Origin of the sequence: Endozoicomonas sp. 8E (genome assembly GCF_032883915.1) — a bacterium.
Taxonomy (GTDB): domain Bacteria; phylum Pseudomonadota; class Gammaproteobacteria; order Pseudomonadales; family Endozoicomonadaceae; genus Endozoicomonas_A.
Genome location: NZ_CP120717.1, coordinates 830,356 through 851,688, shown reverse-complemented (window position 1 = coordinate 851,688; position 21,333 = coordinate 830,356). Strand labels below are relative to the sequence as shown.

Sequence of the window (21,333 nt, the reverse complement as noted above, 5' to 3'; positions counted from 1 at the left end):
ATAAATGTCAGCGACTACCCCGCCAGATCCAGTTGCATAAATGCACTCAGCCCACTCCCTGAAATCGCCGTATCCGCCAGCACATCGACTTGTAGGGGAATGCTGGCGAAGTCATCCGAGATAAAACCCAGATTCTGTACCGGCGAGAACTTCACCCGATGCACCCGGATATTGAAGGGCAAGCCCTCCTGAGCATCATTCAATCCTTCCATAAACAAGGTAAACTCCCGCCCGGACTCTACGAGTGCTTGAACCATATTAGCCTTAAGTGGGGTGTAGCTGACCTTGATGCCCTGATCATCAATACCTCCACCTTCAATGACCTGAATGCCAGATTTCATCAGTTGGTAGTCGTCACCTTCTACCAATACGGTATCCAGGCTGTCTTTTACCGTGATGGTCTGACTCAAATCAGGTAACCGCTGGAAAGGAATCAGTTCACCTGCCACACCATAGGTTTCTTGCGCTTCATCAGTCACCGGCGTGATCGAAGCCTCAGTAACACTGCCTCGCAGTGCCAGGGAGATATTGCTGGCGGTAAAATCATGAGCTACCAGATTGGCAGTAATACCCGACACTCGGCTGATAACATTGCGATTGCCACCACCGCCCAGATAGTTTTTCAACTCTTTACGATCTTCTTCAAAGCTGAAGTTAAACTCACTGACATTGCCGATGGGCAAGAGTGGTGCGGATTTGTCGTAGGGTTGAATATGGATACTGCCTGCGCCGATAAAGCTGCGGTCGATAGTAGACATAGAATTCTCCTTCCTTGAAGAGGATTTAAAAGACGGTTTCGAGGGTTAGGGTGATATCTGCGAAGGACAATTGTCCCTGGCTGGGAGCAATATCAAACTGGGTTTCAGAGAAGGTCAGCTTGCGGCAATGTTCTGACAGGGCTTTATCATTGCTCAGGGCTTGGCGAATCGTTCTGGAGAGCTCCAGCAAGGCATAAGTTGCCTGATCATTGGTGGGCACTACAGCACTGAGATTAAAAAGCCATTGATCTTTACGACGGCTGCCCTGTTGTTGTAATTCACTGATTGATTCCAGTTGCACCAGTACGGCTGGCGGCTTCAGACCCTGTTCAATGCCGCTGGCAGCATGGCCCAACAATACCTGATTACACACTGTCTCCAGAACACCTACCAAAAGGCTAACCAGTTGTTGTTCTGGGTTAAGCATGACCGGCTCCGTTGACGATGAAATTCAGTTCTTGCTGCATCAGGGTGGCAAACCGCTCCAGTAAAATGGGCTGAAGCTTTTCCAGTACTTGAATGGCACTGTTCAGGATCGGCAAAGTCTTCTTTTCCAGGGGCAAGCCCATCCACATCATGCGACCGGATTTTTTGGAGCGCTGGTATTTATGCCGCCAGTTGGCTTTTCGTCTGAAGACCATCGAGTGTGTAGCATTGACCGGCTGCATTAAAAAAGCCCCTCCCCAGAAATGCTTGCCAGTTCTGACACCTTGTCTGGTCTGTCTGGGTTTGCCCAGATAATGAGCCGGTATATCCCAGGCACCAATCCAGATCACCAGACTGTAACCTTCACTCCCCCGCTCGCCCGGTTGCAGGAGATTGACCTTGACCCGGCCCAGCTCTTTCAGCTTCTTTTGAGTAATGCCTTGCTCTCGGGCTAATGCTCTCAGGGTTCGTCGTTCAGCAAACCGGGATAACTTCCTCAATGATCTTCGAATGGCGAGCTGGAGAGTTTCCGGAGTATTCTTGAAGTAACGGATCAACTCATCAATGCTGTCATTCAGCTCAAGCTCCAGCTTCATGGAGTGACCACCAGTTCATTTGACCATCGCCTTTCAGTTTCCGGTCAATGGTCCATTGTTGTGCTGCAGAGATCACCTCGTCACCTCGGCTCACCTTTACATCATTAGGCAATGCCAATGTAGTTACCTCTTGTAGAACTTGTTCATAAGGACCCGTAGGCACCAGCTCGCGAGTCAGAATGCCCGTCACTTCCAGCCTACTGTCATCTGACTTTTTCAGTGTGACTGCCTCTCCAAAGGTAGCCAGTAACTGCCGTTTCAGATCACTTAGCTCACCTTGCATTTGATCACGGCTCTTGGCTTAAGACAGATGGGCAGTGGGTTGGACTGAGTGTGGACCTGCACGCCCTTATCGAAGTCGAGAATTTTCTGTTTCGCGTACCGTGGCAGACCAATGGTATTCACAGTTTCGATAAAGTCCGCTGGGGCGAACCAGGTGCGGAAGATGCCGGTGCCTTCCGGGATCACATAGGCTTCATCCGGTTTAATGAAAGGAATATCGCCTACCTGCCCGCGATACTCTTCCCAATCGATATCACCGAACCGGAATCCGGTCTTGGGATCATTGCGCAGTAAAGCGCTGTCCTGATAGCGATGGTAAGCATCTTTGACGTAGTCGTGTCCGACCAGAGCATCATAAAAATCAGCACCACAGAAGGCCCTTAATCCAGTGTAAGGCTGAGCGCCCAGAGCCGTGTCTACCTTCCTGCGAAGAGCCACACACTCTAACCGGATATCCGTTTCAGCCACACTGAATTTAAAGGTGTGAGTTTGCTGAGTGACACCGAATTCCTGAAACAGGTCGTAGATCACACTGGAGCCATCGGCATCGAGAATCTGTCCCTTGATGGCTCCCAGTCGCAAGTGCTCCAGGGTCACTTCATGGTTAGCATTCATGGACGACAGTCGATCATTAACCACCGTTTTCACACCTTCCAAAGCACTCTCAGAACCAAAGGCCCGGACATTGCGCACCTCATCAGCAATGATGGTGGAGTCATAGGGAATATGAGGGATCACAAAACTGCGTACCTTCCGCTTGCCTCCGCGAGCCTGGGCAGCCGGAGCACCCCGCTCAGAAGTGGGCAGCAGGATCAGCTCACCATTCCGTGACTCCACAATGGCCGTGGTGGTGTTAATGCCACTTTCAGTAAACAGTCCCAGTTCACCGATACGCCCTGGCTTATAGGGCATATCGTTCAGAGTTGCAGTCAGGCTGGTGAGACTGAAGGCATCGTTGTTAAAAATATCCAGCAAGTTCATCCCTGCTCTCCTGTCCTGAGAATGATATCCAGTGACGACAGCTCCTCGACAGCCGTCGTTTTTTCTTCGTTAGTGATGCCTTCCGGCCAGACCAGTAACTCCTGATCCACTTCTGCCAGTCGGGCAATAATGACGCCCTCACCGCCTGTGGCATCGGTAATGACATGGTCCCAAAGCACTCCAGCGGCCATTTGCAAGCCTGTGTCAGCAGCCGGATCAATAGGACCATAAACACCTGTGGAGGTATTCTTGCCAAGAATGGTGCCGGGCAGTAGCGCCAGATCCGGAGCCAGTTCGATCAGCTCCCGGCTGATACTGTTGTTTACTTCGGACACGATAAATTCGCCAGCATGCACCGGCTCTGTCATCACAGGCATGGTTCAGTTCCTTTGAGTGAGAAAGGGAAAGTTATGAAAGGGTGAGTGATCTCAGGCCACCGATTGACCGTTACGCTTGCGGTAAACGGCCTGGGTATCCACCAGAGGCTGGATTTTTTTATCCTGCTGATCGGGTGTCAGCTGGTTATTGATGCTGTCGTCATCCTGCAAGAGCAGATCAAACAGTTCAGTGCGTACCTGAGCTTCCGTCTTGCCAGACTGGATAAACTGTCCGGCTCGATCTTCACAGTGCGCTGCTGCACACAGGGATTTGATCGTTTCACATTCCGCCAGACGCGCTTTGACGTCTTCGATCCCCTGTTGCTGGCGGACAAAAGCTTCTGCCATTTCCGGGTAACCGGCCTGATTACACAGGGTCATTACTGCCAGGGCATGAGCCCCTTTATCCCCATTTTCAGATTCAGAGTTTGCGGGCTGAGGTGGATGCATAAAGCTGGAAAGATCAAAATGGGCCGCCATTTTTACCGGCGCTTCCACCTCATCAATCAGGCCATGGCCTTGGGCTTCAGTGGCGGTGAACCAGGTCTCCTCATCCATTAGTTTCAGCATGGCTTTCAGATCCAGTTCACAGCGATTGCAGTAGGTCTGGGCAATGACCTCCGTGGTTTTGTCCAACATATCCGCCATTTTGCGCAACTCACCGGCGTCGCCTCCGACCCAGCCGAAAGGATTGTGAATCATTAGCAAGGCATTTTCAGCCATATGTATGGTGTCGCCTGCCATAGCAATGACACTGGCGATACTGGCTGCCAGCCCTTCAATCCGAACATGGATGTTAGCCTTGTGGTAGCGCAGGGCATTGTAAATGGCGACTCCGTCAAACACTGAGCCACCGGGGCTGTTGATCCGAACGGTAATGTCATCCGTGTCCAGATCTTTCAGGCTGCTGACCAGTTGCCGGGCAGATAAGCCTGCCCAATCGCCAATTACATCGTAAATCAGCAGCTCCGCTGGTTGGCCTGACTGATTTTTCAACGTGAACCAGGCCCGGTTCTTATTGAGCGGCTTTTTGTTCATCGTTATCGGGTTCCTCTTCCATGATGGTGTTGTTTATTTCCTGAGTTCTGGCATCACTGTCGTATTGCAGCTCCAGCTCGTCGGCTCGCTGGTTATCTGCTGCGATCTCATCGTCAATTTGTTCGCTGTCGTAGCCTTGTTCAGAGACCACTTCTGAACGAGATTTGAAACCACTACGGACTGCCAGATTCTGGGACTGCACATCCTGAACCGGATGAATATAAGCCCAGCCCTGGGGAATCCATTTCACCTTGCGATAGTGAGCGGGGTTTCGATGAAAGTCCGGGGCTGAGATAGCCCCACTGAGCACGGCCAGTTCCAGCCATCGTTTCCAGACCGGGCGACAAAGTTGGAATGCCATCAAATTATGCTGGATCTGTTGAATACGACGGCGGAACTCATTAAGCACCACCCGTAAAGCCCGGTCACTGACGCCTTTCATATCGCCGGACAGAATCTCATAAGGCAGACCAATACCCGCCGACACCGCCATCAGCTGTTGGCGGATAAAGTCCGGGTAGTTACTGGCCGCTCCCGGTGGTGTGTTAAACGTTATTTCTTCACCCGGTGATAGCTCCTGCATAGTGCCCGGCTCCATTGCTACCATAGGTACACCTTGCAGGTCATAGACAATGGGCCGACCGGTTAAAGGATCGACCTTTTCCGTTTCCGGAGCCGGTTTGGTGATAAAGCCGGTGAACAGGTTGGCGATTTCCTGCCGAAGCAGCGTGGCATCATCGAATTTGTCCAGGTGATACATTCGAAGCAGTACCTGGCTCAACAAAGGTTGCCCACGCAGCTGACCTGGCCGCAGCGGTTCATAAAGATGCAACACCTGATCGGCAGGCACCCGTCGCAGGTCGGCAGTATCCAGTGTGGTGTAATCCGAAGGATGCTGCTTGTGCAGCCAGTAAGCGACACGCTGCCCGATGGCATTAAACTCGATACCGGCCCGGATCTTGTGGCCCTTTTTCAGATCATCGTTGTAGTCCCAGGGGACAAACTCCGCTTCCAGCAATTGCAGCTGCAGCGGCACGCTCAAACCATCGCCGGGTTTGCGTGGACGGAAGCGAACAAAGCACTCTCCAGCTTCCAATACCGAACGCATGGCCAGTGCCTGCTGGCCATAAAAATCGAGCTGGCCATCGGCATCGGACTCATCGGTCCAGTCCAGAAACAAGGCCTGTAACTCTTTACGAAACCCATTATCCCGGGCTTCTGACTTGGGCTTGATGCCAGTGCCGACAATATTAGCGACCAGCTTTTCCAGCCCGGAAGCGGCCCAGGGATCGTTACGAATTGCTGCCCGGGAGCGTTTGATCAGGGTTCCAAGATTTCCGGTCAGTGAATTATTGGGGCCGGTAGAAGGTGCCATCCAACTCTGGCTTCTGCGGCCCTGCCCTGCTGAGGTGTAGGCCAGGTTTTTCAGTTCGGGCAGTAGCCAGCCTGCAATACGATGTCGAAGCTTCATTTAGATGCCTTTGCTGGAATAGATACCGTACTGCCGGGGTCGCTTCTGTTGCTTGATCAATTCCCGTTCGATAGCCTGCAGTCGTCTTTCCATTTCTGAGAAGCTGGCATACTCCACCTTGCGACCTTCAAATTCCACTGTGCGGGTTTCTCTCAGTAACACGGCTCGTTTCAAAGCCCTATATTCAGCTTCTGTAATCATGCGTTATCCATTCAGGTAGCTGCTGCGAGAAAATCGTCGGGATCGGGCTTGAGTCAAAGCCTCTGGTTCAGACGCTTCTAACCTGATTTCTGGCTCCGGACGTTGAGCGGTCAACTGTTCCAGATCCAATCCCCGGTGCTGCTGCAGAATACGCACCGCCGTCAGGGCATAAACCCGACAGTCCAGAGCTTCATTCCGCTTCTTGCGAGCATCCCATTCAAAGTAAGCGACCCCGTGTTTGTATTTGCGCACCTTTTCTTCTGCCGTAGCCTGCTTGAAGTAGTCTTCGTCAAAGCAGTCCTTCACCGGCCAGTGGCAGTAACCTGCGCCTGGCTCCAGAATTCGGTAACGCTGATAGATCAGTTCTTTGGCCGTGTCAGTGCCCACCAGAGTCAGGTAGACACCTTTCTTGTTGCGAGTTTTCGGAAAGGTAGCGATGGGTTTGCCAGACTGGGAAGCCCCCTTGATTGGAATCAGCCAGTCGGCCCCCTGCTTACGGGAAAAGGCATACACCTCATCGGTAAAGTGACCACCGGAATCCATACAAATCTGGGCGAGGTTCATTAAAACTCCATCCTGCCGCCGATAAGTCGTCCTCAGTTTATCCGCCAGAATCTTCCATATCTCCGGACGACTCAGATCACCATAGAGCCGGACGTAATCAATAGACCAGCTCTCTTCACCGGCACCCCAGCCCACTACTTCATACTCCACCCGATCATCCTGAACATCGATACCGCAGGTCAGCACTTCTACTGGCCAAGGTACTTCAGCAACATAGTGCTCACGACGCTGGTAAAGTAATTCGTAATCGACGGTTTCTCCGGCTTCCTGCCAGGTTTGGCCCAACACAGTATTGGTCCAGTCTTTCAAGAGAACCGGATCATCTTTAGCCGCCAGAAAATCCGCCACTGCATCTTTCCAGCTGTACCAGCCATTCGGGCTGTAAAGTGAATTCAGATGATAGCCCCTGATTTTTCCGTCACTTTCTGTGTTAATAGGCACCCACCGCCCACTCTCCAGTAATCTCGGTTTATCATGTTCCTGCATCCGATATTGACACTGGATGCATTCAAAACAAGCCGTTTCCGGGTTCTGGTTTTCAAACTTTATCTGCTGCCACTCTATGGGTTGCAAGTGCCCACAGTTAACACAAGGCACATGGTATTGCCGCTGGTCACTGGCCTGATAAGCCGATTCAACCTTGCTGGCCCCGGCAATATTGGGTGTGGACACCATCAGGATTTTTCGATTACGGGAAAACGTCGCTGTACGTTTAATGGCCAGGTTGATAGGGCTGCCTTCCCCATCCACATCATCTTCATAAGCATCTATTTCATCCAGAAAAAGAAAACGGGCAGGCATGGAGCGCAACCCTGTGGCGGAGTTGGCTCCGGTGATGATCAATACACCGTTAGGGAATTCCTTCACCATCTGAGTATTACCAGAATCCCGGGAACGAGGGTCTTTCACCCGCTCCCGCAGGATCGGCATCTCTTCAATCATCGGCGCTATGCGCTGCTTGGAGGTTCTCTTGGCCATATCCAACGTCGGCAGCACATACATCATGGGACCGGGCGTATGATGGATCACATAGCCCAGCCAATTATTGCCACATTCGGTGCCACCAACCTGTGCACCTTTCATAAAAACGACACGTTCCACATCCGAAGAGGGTGACAGGCAATCCATAATTTCTTTGAGGTAAGGCGTCCGAGCGGTTCGCCAGCGTCCGGCCTCTTTGGCCGCTTTCATTGGCAGAATGCGATATTCATCGGCCCATTCCGACACTGTTAAGCGGGTATCAGGTTTTAATCCGGCAAAAAAGCCTTCAAAATAGGGAGATGTCACTTTGTTGCTACTTGTCTGGAATTACGACGACCTGTATGTTGTGCTCGGCACAGAGCTTCTCCATTTCCACATCACTTTGTTTGCAAATGGCCACAACTCGAATTGAATTAGGTTTGAATCTTTTCATAAGTTCTCGGCTGAAAAATGCTTGTCCCATAAGATACATTCCTAATCGGCTTGCCTTTGTTTGAATGACTATGATGTCCTTACCCTGAAGGTCATAAACTGAGCTTTTAGCAATCTGTTCTTTCTCACCAAGCACAATGACACCATCAATGTGCCTACCAGCCGTGTTGTTCTTATCAGATCTTCTAACCGCATAAAATTCTTCGATTAGAAGCCCACCCACTTCCTTCCAATACTGCCTTGTTCGCCAACTTTCGTGTTTACTCATAGATCTATCTTTTTTGTCATTCCATTCTCTCTGACTACTAAACTACTTCGGCTGAATCAGTTGCTCCAACACTGCAAGAAGATCCTCTTCCAAGAGTCTTCGTACTACTGATGGATCAGTTTCTGCAGCAAGAATGTCGGCTTGTCGATCGGGCATACCTAACAAAGCATCCCTCAGCATTCTTCCCGCTCGGTAAGCATCTTCTCGAACTTTGCTGGCTTCGGTCAGCTTTCCGGCCTTTTCCTCGTACTCCATCTTCGCCATCTTGGCCCTGAAAGCTTCCCGCATGGTCCGAGCCGTAACGAAATCCACCGCCTGTCTTGAATCAGTGGGGGCCACTGGCAGGGTATCTCGGGAAACAGGTTTCCTAAGCACAGTCGAGGGCTCAGCCTGGGCCTGGATCGCCTTCAGGGCCTCATCCGGATTGACCTTGCCCTTGTGCAGACGAATCTTGCCGGACTTGACCAATTTGGCCACATATTGGCGGCTCCAGCCTTGACGTTTGGCGAATTCCGATTGCGAGATGAGTGTCATAGCGATTTGTATAACCTCCTCTGTCCCGCCGTGGCCGGATGCGTCCTCCTGTTTCTACAACCTATTGATTATTAATAGTTTTTTCCTTGATAACCACCGGTTATGGAGCCTTACTGTACATAACGCAAACAAGCATCAAAAAGGAAACAGGCCATGAATAAGAAGACCGAACAAGCCCTGGAAACCATCGCCCAAAAGACCCTGCTAATGGACACCCTCAAAACCCGAAACACCTCGGAAGACTTCGAGGAAGTCGCCGTCTGGCAAGTCAGAAAGGCTTTGGAACAGGCTTATCAATTGGGCCTGAAACAAGGCCAAAAACAATAACCCCAAAAGGAGAAGCACCATGAAAACAACAAAACTCACTGCTACCCAAGAGACTGTTCTGAAGCAAGCCGCTGAGACAGGAACTCTCCATACCTCCGCACTCACCTTGAAGGGTGGTGCCCGGAAGAAAGTGCTGGACAGTCTGACCAGCAAAGGCTTTCTGATCCCCATGAAAAAGGCTGACACCTACGACATCAGTCCGCAGGGCAAGGCAGCCATTGGCCTCCCGGTAGACGACCAACCCGCTCAGAAAGGCAAGATCCGAACCGGTACCAAACTCCACAGGGTGATTGAGCTGCTGAGCCGACCCGAGGGCGCTGAGATCCACGAAATCATGCGCGAGACCGGCTGGCAGCAGCACACTGTTCGCGGCACCCTGGCCGGAGCCTTGAAAAAACGACTGGGGCTGACCATTGAATCAGAAAAGCCTGAAGGCAAGGATCGCATTTACCGAATTACCGCCGGGCTAGAAGCGCTCTTTCAGGGAGAGACCGCATGAGCACCCGCTCCCGAATTGCAAGGCGGCTGGCTGACGGTCGCTATTGCTCCATTTACTGCCACTTTGACGGAGATCTGGTGGGTAATGTGCTTCAGGAGCATTATCCCACTGAGGACGATGCCGAGTTTATTATGAAACGTGGAGACATGTCCTGCATCACCAAGGATAGCTTCGATGCCTACAGGGATCGGGGCGAACCCTGGTCCAAGATCCGGCCTCGCAACAGTGATGACCTTCAGGGCCTGATTGCCCTTGCCTGGGAAACCGGAGCCGAATACATTCACTACTGGCAAGATGGCTGCTGGCAGACAATATCCATGTGGGGCCCTCAATCATGAGAGTCCCTATCCTGCTGGCCGTTGAACTTAGTAGCGGATCCTTCCTCTCCTGCCGCCTGCTCCATCCTGATCGTCACACACTGCCAAGCCTCAAACGCTGGTACCAAACCTTGCCTGAAGCCATCTTCCTGATCCAGTTGGGAGATCTGCAATACCTGAAAGGAAAACAGGCTTCAGCCTTGCATCGAGACTGGGGAGAAAACTGGACGGATCATCAGCCTCGTATCAGTCCAAGCCTCAATCACCTGGAGGCATTGGCTCGCAGTACGAAGATCAACACAATGCTTTGCAACCGGAATCAACAATGGTTTGAATTGAGTCTTAAATCTGTCAACCAGGTTGACAATCCTGGTCGCAAAGGTTGACAGTTTGCTTCACAAAACCCCTGACTGGTTGACACCGGAAAACCCGGTCATTACTTGGCTGAAGCTCAATCTGTCAACCTGAGTGTCAACCCCGATTTTCACTCTGTCGCTGGCGCTATTCCGCGCTGATGCATACCCGCACTAGAAGACGCCTCCCAGGGACCCCGGAACAGCCGTCAGAAGATGTTTATCAAGCGTTCTCTTCGATCCCGAGACGCTCCCTGTATTTAAAAAGAAGCTCTCAGAGCGGCTTAAATTAAGCCTCAGCCTTTCCATGTTCTTGTCACCTTTCTTCCTTTAGCAAACACAACTACCACTGAACTTATTTGTAGATTTATTGTCAAAAGTTACCGATACAGGCAATGAGGAAACAGGGATGATCTCAAGCATTGATACAATGGTTAAACCACTCCAAAACAAACAGCTATCAACGGAGCTTTTAGAGCGAGCCAAATACAAAGGCTTTCGTGTTGAAGCTATCAAAGGTCTTTCTGATGAATCCTATTCTGTTAACTTTGGAAGGTCTGAAAACTACAAGATTCCACGATCTCATAGGACTTTCATGAAAACTTTTCTTCGTGATACCCAATCACAAAGGATTTCGGATAGATATAAAGATGACGTGATATTTGAATTACACAGCATTAGAAATAGAAAGCTGGCCGGTTTCGTTTCTTTAAAAAAGACAGCAGACTGTAAGCCTTCTGAGCTTTGGCTGAGCAAGCTTGCTGTCACTCCCAGTTTCCAGGGTAAAAAGCTGGGTTCATACCTTTGTGACTGCGCTATGGATTACGCAAAAAATGCAAATATCTCAACACTGAAGCTACTGGCAGCAAGAGATGTTGTTGGCTTCTACCAAAAAAAAGGCATGAAAGTAGTGGCTGGCGGTTCTTCATCCTTGTCAGAGGTACACGCTAATATCAAGCCTGTATCGAAAATAGAAACCTCTGCTTCATCCTATTTGGACTTACACATCCCAACTAACCGAACGACCAGACACGTTCCATTAAAAGAACTCAGTTAGTGTTTAATTGTGCTGACCACCTTTTCCAGTCCCCGGCTGGCTATGTATCCGCCAATACCCATCTGGATAATGCTGAACAGTTTCAGTTCCACTGCCTCAGTTAGATTCGGTGCTGACCAACCCATCCAGCAACACACGACTAATGCCGTAAAGACCAGCATCACCATGGGTCGCCAGTTCCTTTGCAGCCAGCTTTCACCCTGAGCTTCGGCTTTAACAACGCCAGCCTTTTGCTCCAGTTCATTCAGCTCACCGTTGAGCAGCATCTTGCTCAATTCCGCTCTGGCTTCCCTGGCTTTGTTAGCATCAGGAAAAAGCTTGTCGATGACCTTCCCGATCACCGGAATGGCAGCCACCAAACTCACCGTTTGCCTCCCAGCAGTCCTTCCTGTCTGAGCCAGCGGTGTACATCAAAGTTAGGACAGGTCTTCACCTTGCTAAAGTGATGATGACCATGAACGACAGCGTTTGGATAAATAGCTTGATGGCCAGCCACCAGAAGCTTCAGCATTCGCTTCTGTTCCGGAGTGAAGTTATCTTCTGGCTCATTGTGTTCATTCAGGCCACCCACCAAACAGATGCCAACACTCTCATGGTTGTGGTATTTGACATGAGCACCCCAGTCTTCAATAAGACGACCCTGCTTTGCGGAACCGTCCCGCTCAATCACCCAATGGTAACCAATATCCAGAAAGGCCCGTTCCATGGTGTGCCAGCGTTTGATGTCGTCAAAGGTAACGTGTTGGTTGGCTCGGGTGTCCGAGCAATGAACGACGATGTAATTGGTTTCCTTACGCTTGCCCATCACTCATCCCCTGAGTTTATGTTTTAAGAAAGTAAGCCAACAGGCCAATAGCAGCAGTCAGCACGATCCAACCGAAGCGTTCGATATAGCCCAGCATCACACCCCGGCGACTGGCCTGGAACTCCAGTTTTCGGATGCGTTTTTCCTGCTCGTCCAGGCGTTCATCCTGACGGGAAAGATTGCTGGTCTGGTGAGTAATCCGCTCTTCGATCATGGCCAGGCGAGACACTGCGTCGCTCAGCTTGTCGAGCTTGGAATCAATCTGATCCAGTCGCCTTGAGAGTTCGTCCATCGTGGTCTTCCTTGACCTGGGCAAAGGTCAGATTATTGGATTCAAGATAGGCTTCCTTGCCTGTGTACTCCTCCCATCGGCGCACAATGACATCAACGTATTTGGGGTCCAGTTCGGTAAGCCGGGCACTGCGGTGTGACTTTTCGCATGCAATCAGTGTGGAGCCGGAACCGCCAAACAGGTCCAGCACGATGTCGTAGGTCTTGGAAGAGTTGCGAACAGCTCGCTCTACCAGCTCCACGGGTTTCATAGTGGGATGAAGGTCATTCCTGGCAGGCTTGCTATGGAACCAAACGTCGCCCTGATCTCTGGCTCCACACCAGAAATGTTCGTTGCCTTCCTTCCAGCCGTAGAGGATTGGCTCGTACTGCCGTTGATAATCGGAACGACCCAGGGTGAAGGTGTTCTTGGCCCAGATGATAAACGTGGACCACTTGCCACCGGCTTCCCGGAAAGCTTTCTGGAGCGTATCCAGTTCAGACGACGACATGCAGATATAAATGGCCCCCTTGCAGACTCCGAGCAGGTTGGTCATGGCGGCCAGCAGGAAAGCGTGGAACTCAGAGCCGAGATTGTCGTTTTTGATCCGGCGATCTTTTTTGGCTTGGGTGTTTTTCCCGGGATTGGCATAGTCAACGTTGTAGGGTGGATCGGTGAACACCATATCCGCCAGCTGGCCTGCCATCAGGGTTTCCACATCAGCCTGTTCGGTAGCACTGCCGCATAGCACCCGATGATTTCCTAAAATCCAGAGGTCACCCAGCTGGCTGACGGGATGCTCCTCCGGTTCAGGAATTTCGTCATCATCAGTCTGCCCTTCTGGTTCGTCCACCAGCAGCAGACCTTCCAGTTCTTCATCGGAAAAGCCCATCAGGTCCAGGTCAAAATCCAGGGCATCCAGTTCTGCCAGTTCCTGCTTGAGCAGTTCTTCGTCCCAGCCTGAGTTGGCCGTGATCTGGTTGTCGGCAATGATCAGCGCCCTGCGCTGGGTTTCACTCAAGTGCCCCAGCACGATCACCGGCACGGTTTCCATACCCAGCTGCTTCGCCGCCATCAGACGACCATGACCGGCTACGATGACATCGTCACTGCCCACCAGCACCGGATTGACAAACCCGAACTCCTCGATGGATCGGGCAATCTGGTCCACCTGCTCATCGGAGTGAGTACGAGCGTTGTTGGCGTAGGGCACCAGGGTGGCGACGGGGCGATGTTCTATGGCTTCGACAAGGATTCTGGACATGGTTCTTCCGTGATTTCCAGACGTAAAAAAACCTCAGACCGGGGAGGTGTGAGGTTCAGGTGCACTTCGCTTCGAGCTTAGCGTTAATTCTTGTCAAATTTGGCGAAAGTGTCCAATCCTCCATATACGGACTTTAAGCGACAACGACAGACAAACGCCTCTTTAAACACTCTACACGGGTCAAATTACCCTGAATTTTTTTGTAAAATGTGGATAGAAATCCGGTTTATGGCCTTGCACCAGTGCCCATAGGCTGTTTTTCGATTCACCCCGAGGTCGTCAGCAATCACTCGCCAGGGCAATCCCGAAGCACGAAGCCAGATCAGCTTGCGTTCCTCCTCGCTGACCCATCGCAACCAGCGCATACACTTCACCATGCGATCCACTTCGTCTTCCGAGGGCTCAGGCAGTCTCAGGATTTTGTTTTCTCCCTGGTAGACCTCCCAGCGGTTGGGATTGATCTCCGGCCAGAAAGCGGAGTACCGGAGATTAATACCTGACGACACTCGTCGTGCCACCAGCCAGGCTTCCCGATAGCGATGGGCCAGTTCATCCTTGCACTCCATGACTTCAGCTCCTGTGGTTTTGTTATACAGGCGAGGCCGACCTGAAGGAGGCTCGCCTGTATATATTTATATATACGGTGTTGTTGAATTCTGAAAACTAGAAAATATTGCTTAATAAACAACAACTTACAGACTTCGGATTCCAAAATTCGGAAAACCTGAATTGAATTCTAAAAAGCCCACATAACCGTTTGAAATCCTTTTAAAAATAAGTTCTCAACCAGATTTCAATTTTTTTGAATTCTGCGAATTCTGAAATCTGGCCGAATTCTGAAAGGCCATTTTCAGTCGGTTTCTGACTTCTACAGGGCGTCCTGGTAAACCCACACATCTGGATTTTCGACAGGCAGCAATGTGCCGGTATTGGGGCATTTGAAATCCGTTGGCCTGATGCTGCACAATGCCTCGCCATCCACGCCATAGGCCATGCCATCAACACATAAATACCCCAGTTTGCTGCGCTTTGGAGCAGGCAAATTATACTCGTCATAATCCCGGAAAAACTTGATATAGCCTTTGGTAGCCAGCACCTGAATTCGATCATAAATGGTCGTTTTGCCACCCAGGCCCAGCTGGTTTTCAAACTGCTCAGAGAACTGGTTAACGGTGAACACCCTGCCTTTCAGTGCTTCTTGGTAGAGCAAGTTAACGATCACTTCCCGCTTCCTGATGCGCTCTGCATCGTGCTTCTTGCCTAACTCTTCACCCGCCAGACGCATACTGTTGGGAGGTGCTTCCCGCCATTGTCCATCTCTTTTGATGATCCTCTGAGCTTTGGGTGAAGGGCCGTTTCTCAGCTCGTAATAGAGCATTCGTTCAGGCTCCAGCTCTTCCGGCCTGAACAGCAACATCCCGGAGGTGTAGTAACCTCTTAGGCTGCCAGCCCCGGAAAGCGCCTGAAAAGGATCTTCCTCAAGCTGTCGTTTACTCATCTTTCGGGTGTGGTGAACGAGCACTATGCCTGCGTCCGGGTTGACGATATCCCGCAGTTGCTCCACTCGCTCCTTGAGAAAAAATAGCATAGCGTTGTTATCATTTTCGCTGCTGCCGTCCGGCCCCGGATCGAACACATTCCTGATGGGGTCAATAACAATGACATCAGGTCCTTCAGAAAAAGCCTGCTGAATCGCTCTGGCGATGATGGGCAAGCCCACCGCATTAAGGATCAGTTTTAACCGGGCTGTCATCACCAGGTTCTCTCGAACCCGGTTAAGCTGGAAGTCCTCGAGAGGTAATTGCTTCACCCGCTCACGCAGATAGTGGTATTGCACCTCGGCCTGTAGATAGAACACCTTCAGGGGACGACTGGGGCGCATATCCAGGAAGGTCAAGCCTGCCGACATATGCGCGAGAAGGTTAAGCAGGAAGTCACTCTTGCCTACCTTCGGAGCACCACCCAACACCAACATGCCACCAGGCGTCAATATCCTCGGAGACAACAAATCCTCTGGCATGGGGGATTCATCATCCAGCAACTCACCAAAACGATAGACGGGCACAGACTCCTTGATCGTCTTTCGTCGTGTGGTAATCATCCATTGACGAATATCGAATGCCTCTGCCACAGCATCTGCTGCGTCCCACTTCTCAGGTTGCTGCTCAGGTGGTTTTAAGATAATGACGGAGGCCGCACCAGCATCAGAAATAGCCTGTGCCGCCTGCTGGGCGTAAAGCAATCCAGCCTCATCATGGTCGGGCCACACCAGCACTCGTTTGTTTTTAAGCGGAGACCAGTCCGTTTTATCCGTTGGAGCCTTGGCACCGTTCATGGCAGTCGTAGCACAATAACCAGTATCAATCAGTGCCTGAGCTGCTTTCTCACCCTCCACCAGCAGTACTTCGTCCGCTACCTTGATGCCCGGCTGGTTATAAAGCGGTCTCGGATTAGGAGCTTTGGTTTTACGGGTCTTCACGTCCCAGGGTCTGAACTCCTTTCCATCTGGTGTGTCATAACGGTAAACACAAGCAATCAAATTGCCTTCGGCATCTTGGTAGTCCCACTTGCCTGTGTGATGACCCAAGTCTTCATATTCTTCCTGGTGACTAACCGTAGCTGGTGGCGTGAATGACGGCATACCCAGCCACTCCGCCATGAGCTCTATGATTTCTGGAAAGTCTCTTTGAGGATCAAGAGACTGATGCGCTGCGGTCAGACTGATAATGTCACCGCCTTCACCGCTTTCAAAGTCGTGCCAAAGTCCACTGCCCAGCTCCACTTCCAGGCTCTTGCCCTTCTTGCCCTGGACGTTGCCCAATACAAACTTCTGACCTCGTTTTTTGCCATTGGGAAAGAGCCAGGCCAGGTACTCTGGCATTCGTTCCTGAATACGACGCTTAACGTCTTCTGCATCCCGTTTCTGTGTCGTGCCCTGCTCTTGGGCATCGTTAAAATCAAGCCATTTGTTTTTCATTGTCACAGTCTCTGTAGGGAAAAGCCCACCCGCAGGTGGGCGTTAGAGCCTTAATCCCACTGGTTGTTGTAGCTTTCAGCTGGGTGAGGCGCTGATTCCGGAGGACTGTAGAGCTGGGATTGCAGCTGAGCCTGAGGGTGGCTACCCTGCTGATTAGCGGATGGATTCCCCTGAGGAGTAACCTGACCAAACATCAACTGGGCATACTGCTTGTGCTCCGGTGTGATGGCCTGTTTGATGACATTTTTCGGTTCGTCGTACTGATCCTTTTCAGTACTGACTTTTGCAACGAACTCAATGCCGTCCAGCTCTGACAAAGATTGCAATTGTCGGGCTTTATAAGCCGGTGGGCTGTTATCCTCGGCCTTGATATTGCGAGCTGATTGCAGGACACCCCGTACAAAGGACCGGCCCATGTTTTCCCACTCCGGGCCTTTGGGGCTGTGCATCCCGATCAGGGACCAGATCTTGCGCCTGGCGTACTGGCCTTCCAGCACAGTGAACTCAGCATTGAGGTAGATAGCTCCGGTATCGCCGCAAGTAGCGTAACCACCGGTCCAGCCCATTTCGGGATTGTCGTAGCCTCCCGGCTTAAGGGTCATACGTACCTTGACCAGGGTGCCTGAAGGAATGACATCGTAGCTGCCCTGATCGGTAGCATCGTTAAAGTCGTTCCAGCGTGTCATGGCTCTTTGTTGGCTCATGGTTATTTCTCCGTTCCTTGAGGTTGAGTTTCAAACTGGACAGGTTGCCTTGATCCACTCCGGATCTTGGTAAACAGCTGTCCGAGGTGAGGCGGTTCGTATACATCCAGACGACCGCTGCGATCTTTGGCCGGATAGCCGTAAGGGTTAAGAGTTTGGCAAACGAAAGTACGACGCAGGTTGCCTTCTTCATCGGGCAGACTGCCCAGGGTGATCACTTGGTCAACGATGCCGGGAAGCTCCAGACCGGTTTTACTGCCTTCAATCTGCGGCTGGTGGAGCTTGCGGTTAAAGTCGTCCACCCGCTCCTCGAGGATGGCGACAAAGACTACGTTCTTGCCCCTTGCGTGTTGCAGGTGAGTCAGTGCCGCTAACATTTCCTGACCGTGCAGGCCATAAGCACCGCGAGTATCCGGCTTACCGGTTTTCTCGGAGAACGCCTGGGGCTGGCCTTTGCACCACTGGAAGCAGAGTCTGCCCAGCACTGTGATGGAGTCGATAAAGTAGGTGTCGTATTTCTCCAACGACTCAGGGTCACCATACTTGCGACACACAGCCTCATAATGTGCTTTCGAGTACACCTGGTCGTCCCGAAGCGCTGGGTTAGGACCCGCCAGATAGACGGCAAAGTTTCGGAACTCCGGCCAAGTGGCTGGTCGAAGGGCATCACCGGGCCATTCCTGCACCGCCAGATCACCCGCTTCCAGATCCACAAACAAAGTGGTGTCCGGGTTAAGGCTCAACAGCTGGGTGGTTTTACCCACCCCACTGTTGCCCAGCAGCACGCACTTGATGCCCTTATGCTCCTCGCTGCGCTGGTCTGCATTGAGAATGGGTAGGCTCATTTCACACCTCCCACCAGCCGGTAAGTGCAACGACCTGGCTTCACTTGCAAGGCTGGCTCGAAGGATCGACGAATCTCTTGGGGCCAGAGATCAAACTTCTCCTGAGGCACTGAGTAGTGAACATCCAGGAACTCAGATGGGTCTTCGCCCTGTTCCTGAATGCGCTGGGCTATTGCCTTCAGTTTTTGCTGGTCCCAGCTGACTTCTCTGGGCAAATCCACCAGCACACGCGTTCCTTCGTCATCAAAACTGATGGTTCCGAAGTCCTGCTGCAACTGAGCTCGAACCTGGGAAGCCTTGTAGACATACTTGTAGGCGATCACTGACTCCAGCCAGTCTTTTTGCAGCTGGAGTTGGGCCAGGGCTTTTTCCGTATCCCCGACCAACGTCGCCAAATCCGCTCCGGAACGAGCTGCCAGTTCTGCGATTCCCATATTCTGGATGTTTTCCAGCTCACTGCTCATGACTCACCCTCCTGTTCCATCACCGGTGAGCCCACTGCGTTATAGAGCCGGGATTGCTCGTACTCCAGAACATCCGACAGGCGATACAGGATTCTGGCTCCGATCCGCATAAAGCGGGGACCGGTGCCGTCCTGACGCATTCTGGCCAGAGACTTGATGCTGATATTGAGGCGTTTGGACAGCTGGAGTGAGTCCAGATGAACCACCTGATTTTCAGGTGTAGGACAAAGTGTAGGAGCAACGGCTCCCGGTAGTGTGTCTTGCATGATGACCTCCGTGCTTTTCGTGTTCATGCAAGACTGATAGTGGGGGAGTTACTGTAGGAGAAGTGTAGGAGCTGTAGGAGAAACTGTAGGAGGAGGTTTTTTCCTGAAATTAATGCAAAAAAACCGGCTCAGAGGCCGGTATTAATGTCATTGTGATTTATTGATCAAGCTTCAGATGTTTGAAACATCTCCAGTTCTTCAAAAGCCTTTAACCAACATCGTCCTGAAGCTCCTGGCTCGTAGCCGATAAAATCTCTCCAGCGAGGTTCCTTGTGGAAGAACTGGCTGAGATTACTGGAACTGGACTCTTCCAGGAGTAACTGGGTCAGAATTTGTGGAGCCCCTCTTTTACCGGCCTGCACCAACTGATCCACCAGCTGGCAACGGGCTGGCCCACCTTTCAGTAGCCAGGGATCAAGGCCCAACACTCTCAGTATCCCGTTATGCTCATCCCAGATAATGCCTTCCCGCTCCAGTCGTGCCTGATCCGGATCAACATACGAAAGAAAGCGATTATAGTCGACAGCGACCGGACCTTTCGGCAATAACTCATCCAGAGGCAGTAACTGAAACCCAGGAGGTAAAATCATATAGCGGGACTTGGGCTTTTGGCTGGAAATCACTACACAGGAGGATAAGGATTGAGCAAACAAACAGTCAGCAATGTCATCAAAATTCGGGTTCAGCTCTCGAACCAGTAATACAGTGACGCCTTTGATCTCTCCCAACTTCCAGACCCGGTCATCCAGTATGGGTTCTGCCTGATCCAGATTGAGCTTTTCAGCCAACCATTCCGGGAACCACTCCATTCGGAATTTGTACATTCTTAATTCATCGTCCGTGACCTTGTGGCAGCCGTTGTAATAGTAGACAAACTCATCCTTGACCCTGTGCACCTGACGATAGCCGTCCTGCAAGTCATCAGGATAATCCACCATGATCAGCCGGTCATCGGCAGGGCCTTTCGGGATAAAGGCATTATTGCCAATGATGTCTTGCCAGCACTCAGGGTAATAGAACTTCAGCTCACTGATTCGCTCTTTATCCGTAGCTGCCTCAAAACAACTTTGTAAAAAATCAAACGCTTGTCGCTTCATCATCCTTGTCCTCCAGAAGAACCCCCATCTGCACCAGCAGATCATGATTCAAGTAGCGTTCTCGTTGAGACAGATCCCGTAATGAACAACCGTTGGGGGCTCTCAACTTAACCGTGATCGTTTCTTTCGGCAGGCTGCCCACAGCTTCACAAAGGAATGCCAGAGTCACGCCCCGAATACGGAGCTTGTTCGGATTCAGAAGGTTGATCCCAAGGTCTTCGATGGTTTGATAGGCATCCTTGTCAAAGAATTTTCTTGAAGTGGCTTTTAAGATCGCACCACCCCGCCCGGGCAATGTCTGAATGTCAATATTCTTGACTGTCACTTCCATGACTCCGTGCTTCAGATCAAAGCTATCTTCAAAATCAGGTCGCTGGCGAAAGATCTCCAGATTGATCTGCCTAAGCTTCAGCTTTTCAGGGCTGTCTTCCTGTTCCAGAACCGACTCACAGAAGGCTTTCTTCAGCAGATTACGAATGGCTACCTGTTCTGCGTAGAGCTCAATAACACCGGTCTCCGGCTCATACGTCACTGCGTACTCACGAGCGGGGTGGATGGTTTCCAGTACTACATCCTTGCCTTCTTCATCGAGCACTTCAAAGCTGACCGGTAAGCCTTCCCGGTAAATCATGAACTGCAACACAGTGACCAACCCCTGATGATCACTATGACGTTGTCGCTTCTGCCGCCTGATCACCAGCTTGTCATTGTTGAACTGATCTCTGAGCTTCTGCACAAAGTCAGTCAGATCAACGTCTTTATCCAGAGGCACCGGAGTGGGAAGGTAATAGCCATCCCACATGCGACCATGATGTCGGTGATACTCCACATAGCGGATCTCTTCGGCTTTCCTGAAGTCGCTTTCATTCGCTGCCAGAAGCCGAAGGGCATTGTCGTATGGATTGCTGGTGAAATTATGAGATAAGTCACTCATAACCTGTTGTCCGACCTCACAGGCCAGACCAACAATCCGGATAGCCACATACTCCAAACGAGCCTGGTCTTGCTCATCCAGCGTCAGAATATTTTTGTAGACTTCTTTGGGAGTAATGATGCGGGTCGTACCCGGAGAGACGGCGTTGAGGTCAATCTTGCAGAGTTCAAAAAAGGTATCTGACTCCAGATCAGCGCCTTGCAGTACTTGTTGGACTGCTTTCATACTGGCTCCTTGCCATGGC

The 21,333-nt window shown here is 51.3% G+C and carries 29 protein-coding genes; 5 read left to right on the top strand and 24 right to left on the bottom strand.

The annotated features are described in order from the left end of the window. Positions 1-14: 14 nt before the first annotated feature. Genes P6910_RS03600 through P6910_RS03545 form a run of 12 tightly spaced genes read right to left on the bottom strand, consistent with a single transcriptional unit; the run spans position 15 to position 8,909 of the window. Positions 15-758, bottom strand: a complete 744-nt coding sequence (locus P6910_RS03600; protein WP_317144918.1) for a hypothetical protein — start codon at positions 756-758, stop codon at positions 15-17. Between the two features lie 25 nt (positions 759-783). Then, positions 784-1,185, bottom strand: a complete 402-nt coding sequence (locus P6910_RS03595; protein WP_317144917.1) for a hypothetical protein — start codon at positions 1,183-1,185, stop codon at positions 784-786. Next, positions 1,178-1,780, bottom strand: a complete 603-nt coding sequence (locus P6910_RS03590; RefSeq protein ID WP_317144916.1) for a hypothetical protein — start codon at positions 1,778-1,780, stop codon at positions 1,178-1,180. Before P6910_RS03590 ends, P6910_RS03595 begins: the two co-directional genes overlap by 8 nt. Next, entirely contained in the window at positions 1,764-2,063 is a 300-nt protein-coding gene (locus P6910_RS03585) for a hypothetical protein (protein WP_317144915.1), read from the bottom strand. The genes P6910_RS03590 and P6910_RS03585 overlap by 17 nt, the downstream gene beginning before the upstream one ends. After that, a complete protein-coding gene (locus P6910_RS03580; protein ID WP_317144914.1) occupies positions 2,048-3,043 on the bottom strand; it encodes a major capsid protein in 996 nt (331 codons plus the stop codon). The genes P6910_RS03585 and P6910_RS03580 overlap by 16 nt, the downstream gene beginning before the upstream one ends. After that, complete coding sequence (locus P6910_RS03575; protein WP_317144913.1) at positions 3,040-3,420, bottom strand: head decoration protein; 381 nt, start codon at positions 3,418-3,420, stop codon at positions 3,040-3,042. The genes P6910_RS03580 and P6910_RS03575 overlap by 4 nt, the downstream gene beginning before the upstream one ends. A gap of 51 nt (positions 3,421-3,471) precedes the next feature. After that, positions 3,472-4,458, bottom strand: coding sequence for a head maturation protease, ClpP-related (locus tag P6910_RS03570; protein ID WP_317144912.1), 987 nt, complete (start codon positions 4,456-4,458; stop codon positions 3,472-3,474). Beyond that, entirely contained in the window at positions 4,436-5,929 is a 1,494-nt protein-coding gene (locus P6910_RS03565; RefSeq protein ID WP_317144911.1) for a phage portal protein, read from the bottom strand. Before P6910_RS03565 ends, P6910_RS03570 begins: the two co-directional genes overlap by 23 nt. Then, the gene (locus P6910_RS03560) at positions 5,930-6,130 is read right to left on the bottom strand and encodes a phage head-tail joining protein (protein WP_317144910.1); all 201 of its coding nucleotides are present in this window, start codon (positions 6,128-6,130) and stop codon (positions 5,930-5,932) included. 3 nt (positions 6,131-6,133) lie between these two features. Further along, a complete protein-coding gene (locus P6910_RS03555; protein WP_317144909.1) occupies positions 6,134-7,981 on the bottom strand; it encodes a phage terminase large subunit family protein in 1,848 nt (615 codons plus the stop codon). Positions 7,982-7,988: 7 nt separating this feature from the next. Then, complete coding sequence (locus tag P6910_RS03550; RefSeq protein ID WP_317144908.1) at positions 7,989-8,375, bottom strand: hypothetical protein; 387 nt, start codon at positions 8,373-8,375, stop codon at positions 7,989-7,991. A gap of 42 nt (positions 8,376-8,417) precedes the next feature. Next, a complete protein-coding gene (locus P6910_RS03545; protein ID WP_317144907.1) occupies positions 8,418-8,909 on the bottom strand; it encodes a hypothetical protein in 492 nt (163 codons plus the stop codon). A gap of 153 nt (positions 8,910-9,062) precedes the next feature. Between P6910_RS03545 and P6910_RS03540 the strand changes: the two genes are divergently transcribed. The 5 genes from P6910_RS03540 (at position 9,063) to P6910_RS03520 (ending at position 11,462) form a co-directional block, all read left to right on the top strand. Next, a complete protein-coding gene (locus P6910_RS03540) occupies positions 9,063-9,236 on the top strand; it encodes a DUF6900 domain-containing protein (protein WP_257287957.1) in 174 nt (57 codons plus the stop codon). Between the two features lie 19 nt (positions 9,237-9,255). Then, a complete protein-coding gene (locus P6910_RS03535) occupies positions 9,256-9,735 on the top strand; it encodes a DUF3489 domain-containing protein (protein ID WP_317144906.1) in 480 nt (159 codons plus the stop codon). After that, positions 9,732-10,073, top strand: coding sequence for a hypothetical protein (locus P6910_RS03530; protein ID WP_317144905.1), 342 nt, complete (start codon positions 9,732-9,734; stop codon positions 10,071-10,073). Before P6910_RS03535 ends, P6910_RS03530 begins: the two co-directional genes overlap by 4 nt. Further along, a complete protein-coding gene (locus P6910_RS03525) occupies positions 10,070-10,438 on the top strand; it encodes a hypothetical protein (protein WP_317144904.1) in 369 nt (122 codons plus the stop codon). Before P6910_RS03530 ends, P6910_RS03525 begins: the two co-directional genes overlap by 4 nt. Before the next feature lie 337 nt (positions 10,439-10,775). Next, the gene (locus P6910_RS03520; RefSeq protein WP_317144903.1) at positions 10,776-11,462 is read left to right on the top strand and encodes a GNAT family N-acetyltransferase; all 687 of its coding nucleotides are present in this window, start codon (positions 10,776-10,778) and stop codon (positions 11,460-11,462) included. Here the strand turns inward: P6910_RS03520 and P6910_RS03515 are convergent. The 12 genes from P6910_RS03515 to P6910_RS03460 all read right to left on the bottom strand — a co-directional run bounded on the left by P6910_RS03515 (position 11,459) and on the right by P6910_RS03460 (position 21,314). Continuing rightward, positions 11,459-11,827: a 3TM-type holin gene (locus P6910_RS03515; protein ID WP_317144902.1), complete on the bottom strand. Its 369-nt coding sequence runs from the start codon at positions 11,825-11,827 to the stop codon at positions 11,459-11,461. The two genes, P6910_RS03520 and P6910_RS03515, sit on opposite strands and share 4 nt — an antisense overlap. Next, complete coding sequence (locus P6910_RS03510) at positions 11,824-12,267, bottom strand: N-acetylmuramoyl-L-alanine amidase (protein WP_317144901.1); 444 nt, start codon at positions 12,265-12,267, stop codon at positions 11,824-11,826. The genes P6910_RS03515 and P6910_RS03510 overlap by 4 nt, the downstream gene beginning before the upstream one ends. A gap of 16 nt (positions 12,268-12,283) precedes the next feature. Next, a complete protein-coding gene (locus P6910_RS03505) occupies positions 12,284-12,559 on the bottom strand; it encodes a flagellin (RefSeq protein WP_317144900.1) in 276 nt (91 codons plus the stop codon). Then, on the bottom strand, positions 12,525-13,802 hold the full coding sequence (locus P6910_RS03500) for a site-specific DNA-methyltransferase (protein ID WP_317144899.1): 1,278 nt from the start codon (positions 13,800-13,802) through the stop codon (positions 12,525-12,527). The genes P6910_RS03505 and P6910_RS03500 overlap by 35 nt, the downstream gene beginning before the upstream one ends. Positions 13,803-13,987: 185 nt before the next feature. Further along, on the bottom strand, positions 13,988-14,368 hold the full coding sequence (locus P6910_RS03495) for a DUF6362 family protein (RefSeq protein WP_317144898.1): 381 nt from the start codon (positions 14,366-14,368) through the stop codon (positions 13,988-13,990). A 302-nt stretch (positions 14,369-14,670) separates the two neighbouring features. Then, positions 14,671-16,779: an AAA family ATPase gene (locus tag P6910_RS03490; RefSeq protein ID WP_317144897.1), complete on the bottom strand. Its 2,109-nt coding sequence runs from the start codon at positions 16,777-16,779 to the stop codon at positions 14,671-14,673. Positions 16,780-16,829: 50 nt separating this feature from the next. Beyond that, positions 16,830-17,483 (bottom strand): hypothetical protein, encoded by a 654-nt coding sequence (locus P6910_RS03485; RefSeq protein WP_317144896.1) that lies wholly within the window; start codon positions 17,481-17,483, stop codon positions 16,830-16,832. Between the two features lie 2 nt (positions 17,484-17,485). Beyond that, positions 17,486-18,328: an ATP-binding protein gene (locus tag P6910_RS03480; protein WP_317144895.1), complete on the bottom strand. Its 843-nt coding sequence runs from the start codon at positions 18,326-18,328 to the stop codon at positions 17,486-17,488. Continuing rightward, positions 18,325-18,792, bottom strand: a complete 468-nt coding sequence (locus P6910_RS03475) for a hypothetical protein (RefSeq protein WP_317144894.1) — start codon at positions 18,790-18,792, stop codon at positions 18,325-18,327. The genes P6910_RS03480 and P6910_RS03475 overlap by 4 nt, the downstream gene beginning before the upstream one ends. Next, positions 18,789-19,058: a helix-turn-helix domain-containing protein gene (locus tag P6910_RS03470; protein ID WP_317144893.1), complete on the bottom strand. Its 270-nt coding sequence runs from the start codon at positions 19,056-19,058 to the stop codon at positions 18,789-18,791. The genes P6910_RS03475 and P6910_RS03470 overlap by 4 nt, the downstream gene beginning before the upstream one ends. Before the next feature lie 164 nt (positions 19,059-19,222). Further along, a complete protein-coding gene (locus P6910_RS03465) occupies positions 19,223-20,158 on the bottom strand; it encodes a hypothetical protein (RefSeq protein ID WP_317144892.1) in 936 nt (311 codons plus the stop codon). Next, the gene (locus tag P6910_RS03460) at positions 20,136-21,314 is read right to left on the bottom strand and encodes a hypothetical protein (RefSeq protein WP_317144891.1); all 1,179 of its coding nucleotides are present in this window, start codon (positions 21,312-21,314) and stop codon (positions 20,136-20,138) included. Before P6910_RS03460 ends, P6910_RS03465 begins: the two co-directional genes overlap by 23 nt. Positions 21,315-21,333 lie beyond the last annotated feature (19 nt).

Bases quoted from the DNA above. Each gene is read 5' to 3' on its own strand.
- P6910_RS03600 (WP_317144918.1), bottom strand. From the start codon at position 758: ATGTCTACTATCGACCGCAGCTTTATCGGCGCAGGCAGTATCCATATT.
- P6910_RS03595 (WP_317144917.1), bottom strand. From the start codon at position 1,185: ATGCTTAACCCAGAACAACAACTGGTTAGCCTTTTGGTAGGTGTTCTG.
- P6910_RS03590 (WP_317144916.1), bottom strand. From the start codon at position 1,780: ATGAAGCTGGAGCTTGAGCTGAATGACAGCATTGATGAGTTGATCCGT.
- P6910_RS03585 (WP_317144915.1), bottom strand. From the start codon at position 2,063: ATGCAAGGTGAGCTAAGTGATCTGAAACGGCAGTTACTGGCTACCTTT.
- P6910_RS03580 (WP_317144914.1), bottom strand. From the start codon at position 3,043: ATGAACTTGCTGGATATTTTTAACAACGATGCCTTCAGTCTCACCAGC.
- P6910_RS03575 (WP_317144913.1), bottom strand. From the start codon at position 3,420: ATGCCTGTGATGACAGAGCCGGTGCATGCTGGCGAATTTATCGTGTCC.
- P6910_RS03570 (WP_317144912.1), bottom strand. From the start codon at position 4,458: ATGAACAAAAAGCCGCTCAATAAGAACCGGGCCTGGTTCACGTTGAAA.
- P6910_RS03565 (WP_317144911.1), bottom strand. From the start codon at position 5,929: ATGAAGCTTCGACATCGTATTGCAGGCTGGCTACTGCCCGAACTGAAA.
- P6910_RS03560 (WP_317144910.1), bottom strand. From the start codon at position 6,130: ATGATTACAGAAGCTGAATATAGGGCTTTGAAACGAGCCGTGTTACTG.
- P6910_RS03550 (WP_317144908.1), bottom strand. From the start codon at position 8,375: ATGAGTAAACACGAAAGTTGGCGAACAAGGCAGTATTGGAAGGAAGTG.
- P6910_RS03545 (WP_317144907.1), bottom strand. From the start codon at position 8,909: ATGACACTCATCTCGCAATCGGAATTCGCCAAACGTCAAGGCTGGAGC.
- P6910_RS03540 (WP_257287957.1), top strand. From the start codon at position 9,063: ATGAATAAGAAGACCGAACAAGCCCTGGAAACCATCGCCCAAAAGACC.
- P6910_RS03535 (WP_317144906.1), top strand. From the start codon at position 9,256: ATGAAAACAACAAAACTCACTGCTACCCAAGAGACTGTTCTGAAGCAA.
- P6910_RS03530 (WP_317144905.1), top strand. From the start codon at position 9,732: ATGAGCACCCGCTCCCGAATTGCAAGGCGGCTGGCTGACGGTCGCTAT.
- P6910_RS03525 (WP_317144904.1), top strand. From the start codon at position 10,070: ATGAGAGTCCCTATCCTGCTGGCCGTTGAACTTAGTAGCGGATCCTTC.
- P6910_RS03510 (WP_317144901.1), bottom strand. From the start codon at position 12,267: ATGGGCAAGCGTAAGGAAACCAATTACATCGTCGTTCATTGCTCGGAC.
- P6910_RS03505 (WP_317144900.1), bottom strand. From the start codon at position 12,559: ATGGACGAACTCTCAAGGCGACTGGATCAGATTGATTCCAAGCTCGAC.
- P6910_RS03500 (WP_317144899.1), bottom strand. From the start codon at position 13,802: ATGTCCAGAATCCTTGTCGAAGCCATAGAACATCGCCCCGTCGCCACC.
- P6910_RS03495 (WP_317144898.1), bottom strand. From the start codon at position 14,368: ATGGAGTGCAAGGATGAACTGGCCCATCGCTATCGGGAAGCCTGGCTG.
- P6910_RS03490 (WP_317144897.1), bottom strand. From the start codon at position 16,779: ATGAAAAACAAATGGCTTGATTTTAACGATGCCCAAGAGCAGGGCACG.
- P6910_RS03485 (WP_317144896.1), bottom strand. From the start codon at position 17,483: ATGAGCCAACAAAGAGCCATGACACGCTGGAACGACTTTAACGATGCT.
- P6910_RS03480 (WP_317144895.1), bottom strand. From the start codon at position 18,328: ATGAGCCTACCCATTCTCAATGCAGACCAGCGCAGCGAGGAGCATAAG.
- P6910_RS03475 (WP_317144894.1), bottom strand. From the start codon at position 18,792: ATGAGCAGTGAGCTGGAAAACATCCAGAATATGGGAATCGCAGAACTG.
- P6910_RS03470 (WP_317144893.1), bottom strand. From the start codon at position 19,058: ATGCAAGACACACTACCGGGAGCCGTTGCTCCTACACTTTGTCCTACA.
- P6910_RS03465 (WP_317144892.1), bottom strand. From the start codon at position 20,158: ATGATGAAGCGACAAGCGTTTGATTTTTTACAAAGTTGTTTTGAGGCA.
- P6910_RS03460 (WP_317144891.1), bottom strand. From the start codon at position 21,314: ATGAAAGCAGTCCAACAAGTACTGCAAGGCGCTGATCTGGAGTCAGAT.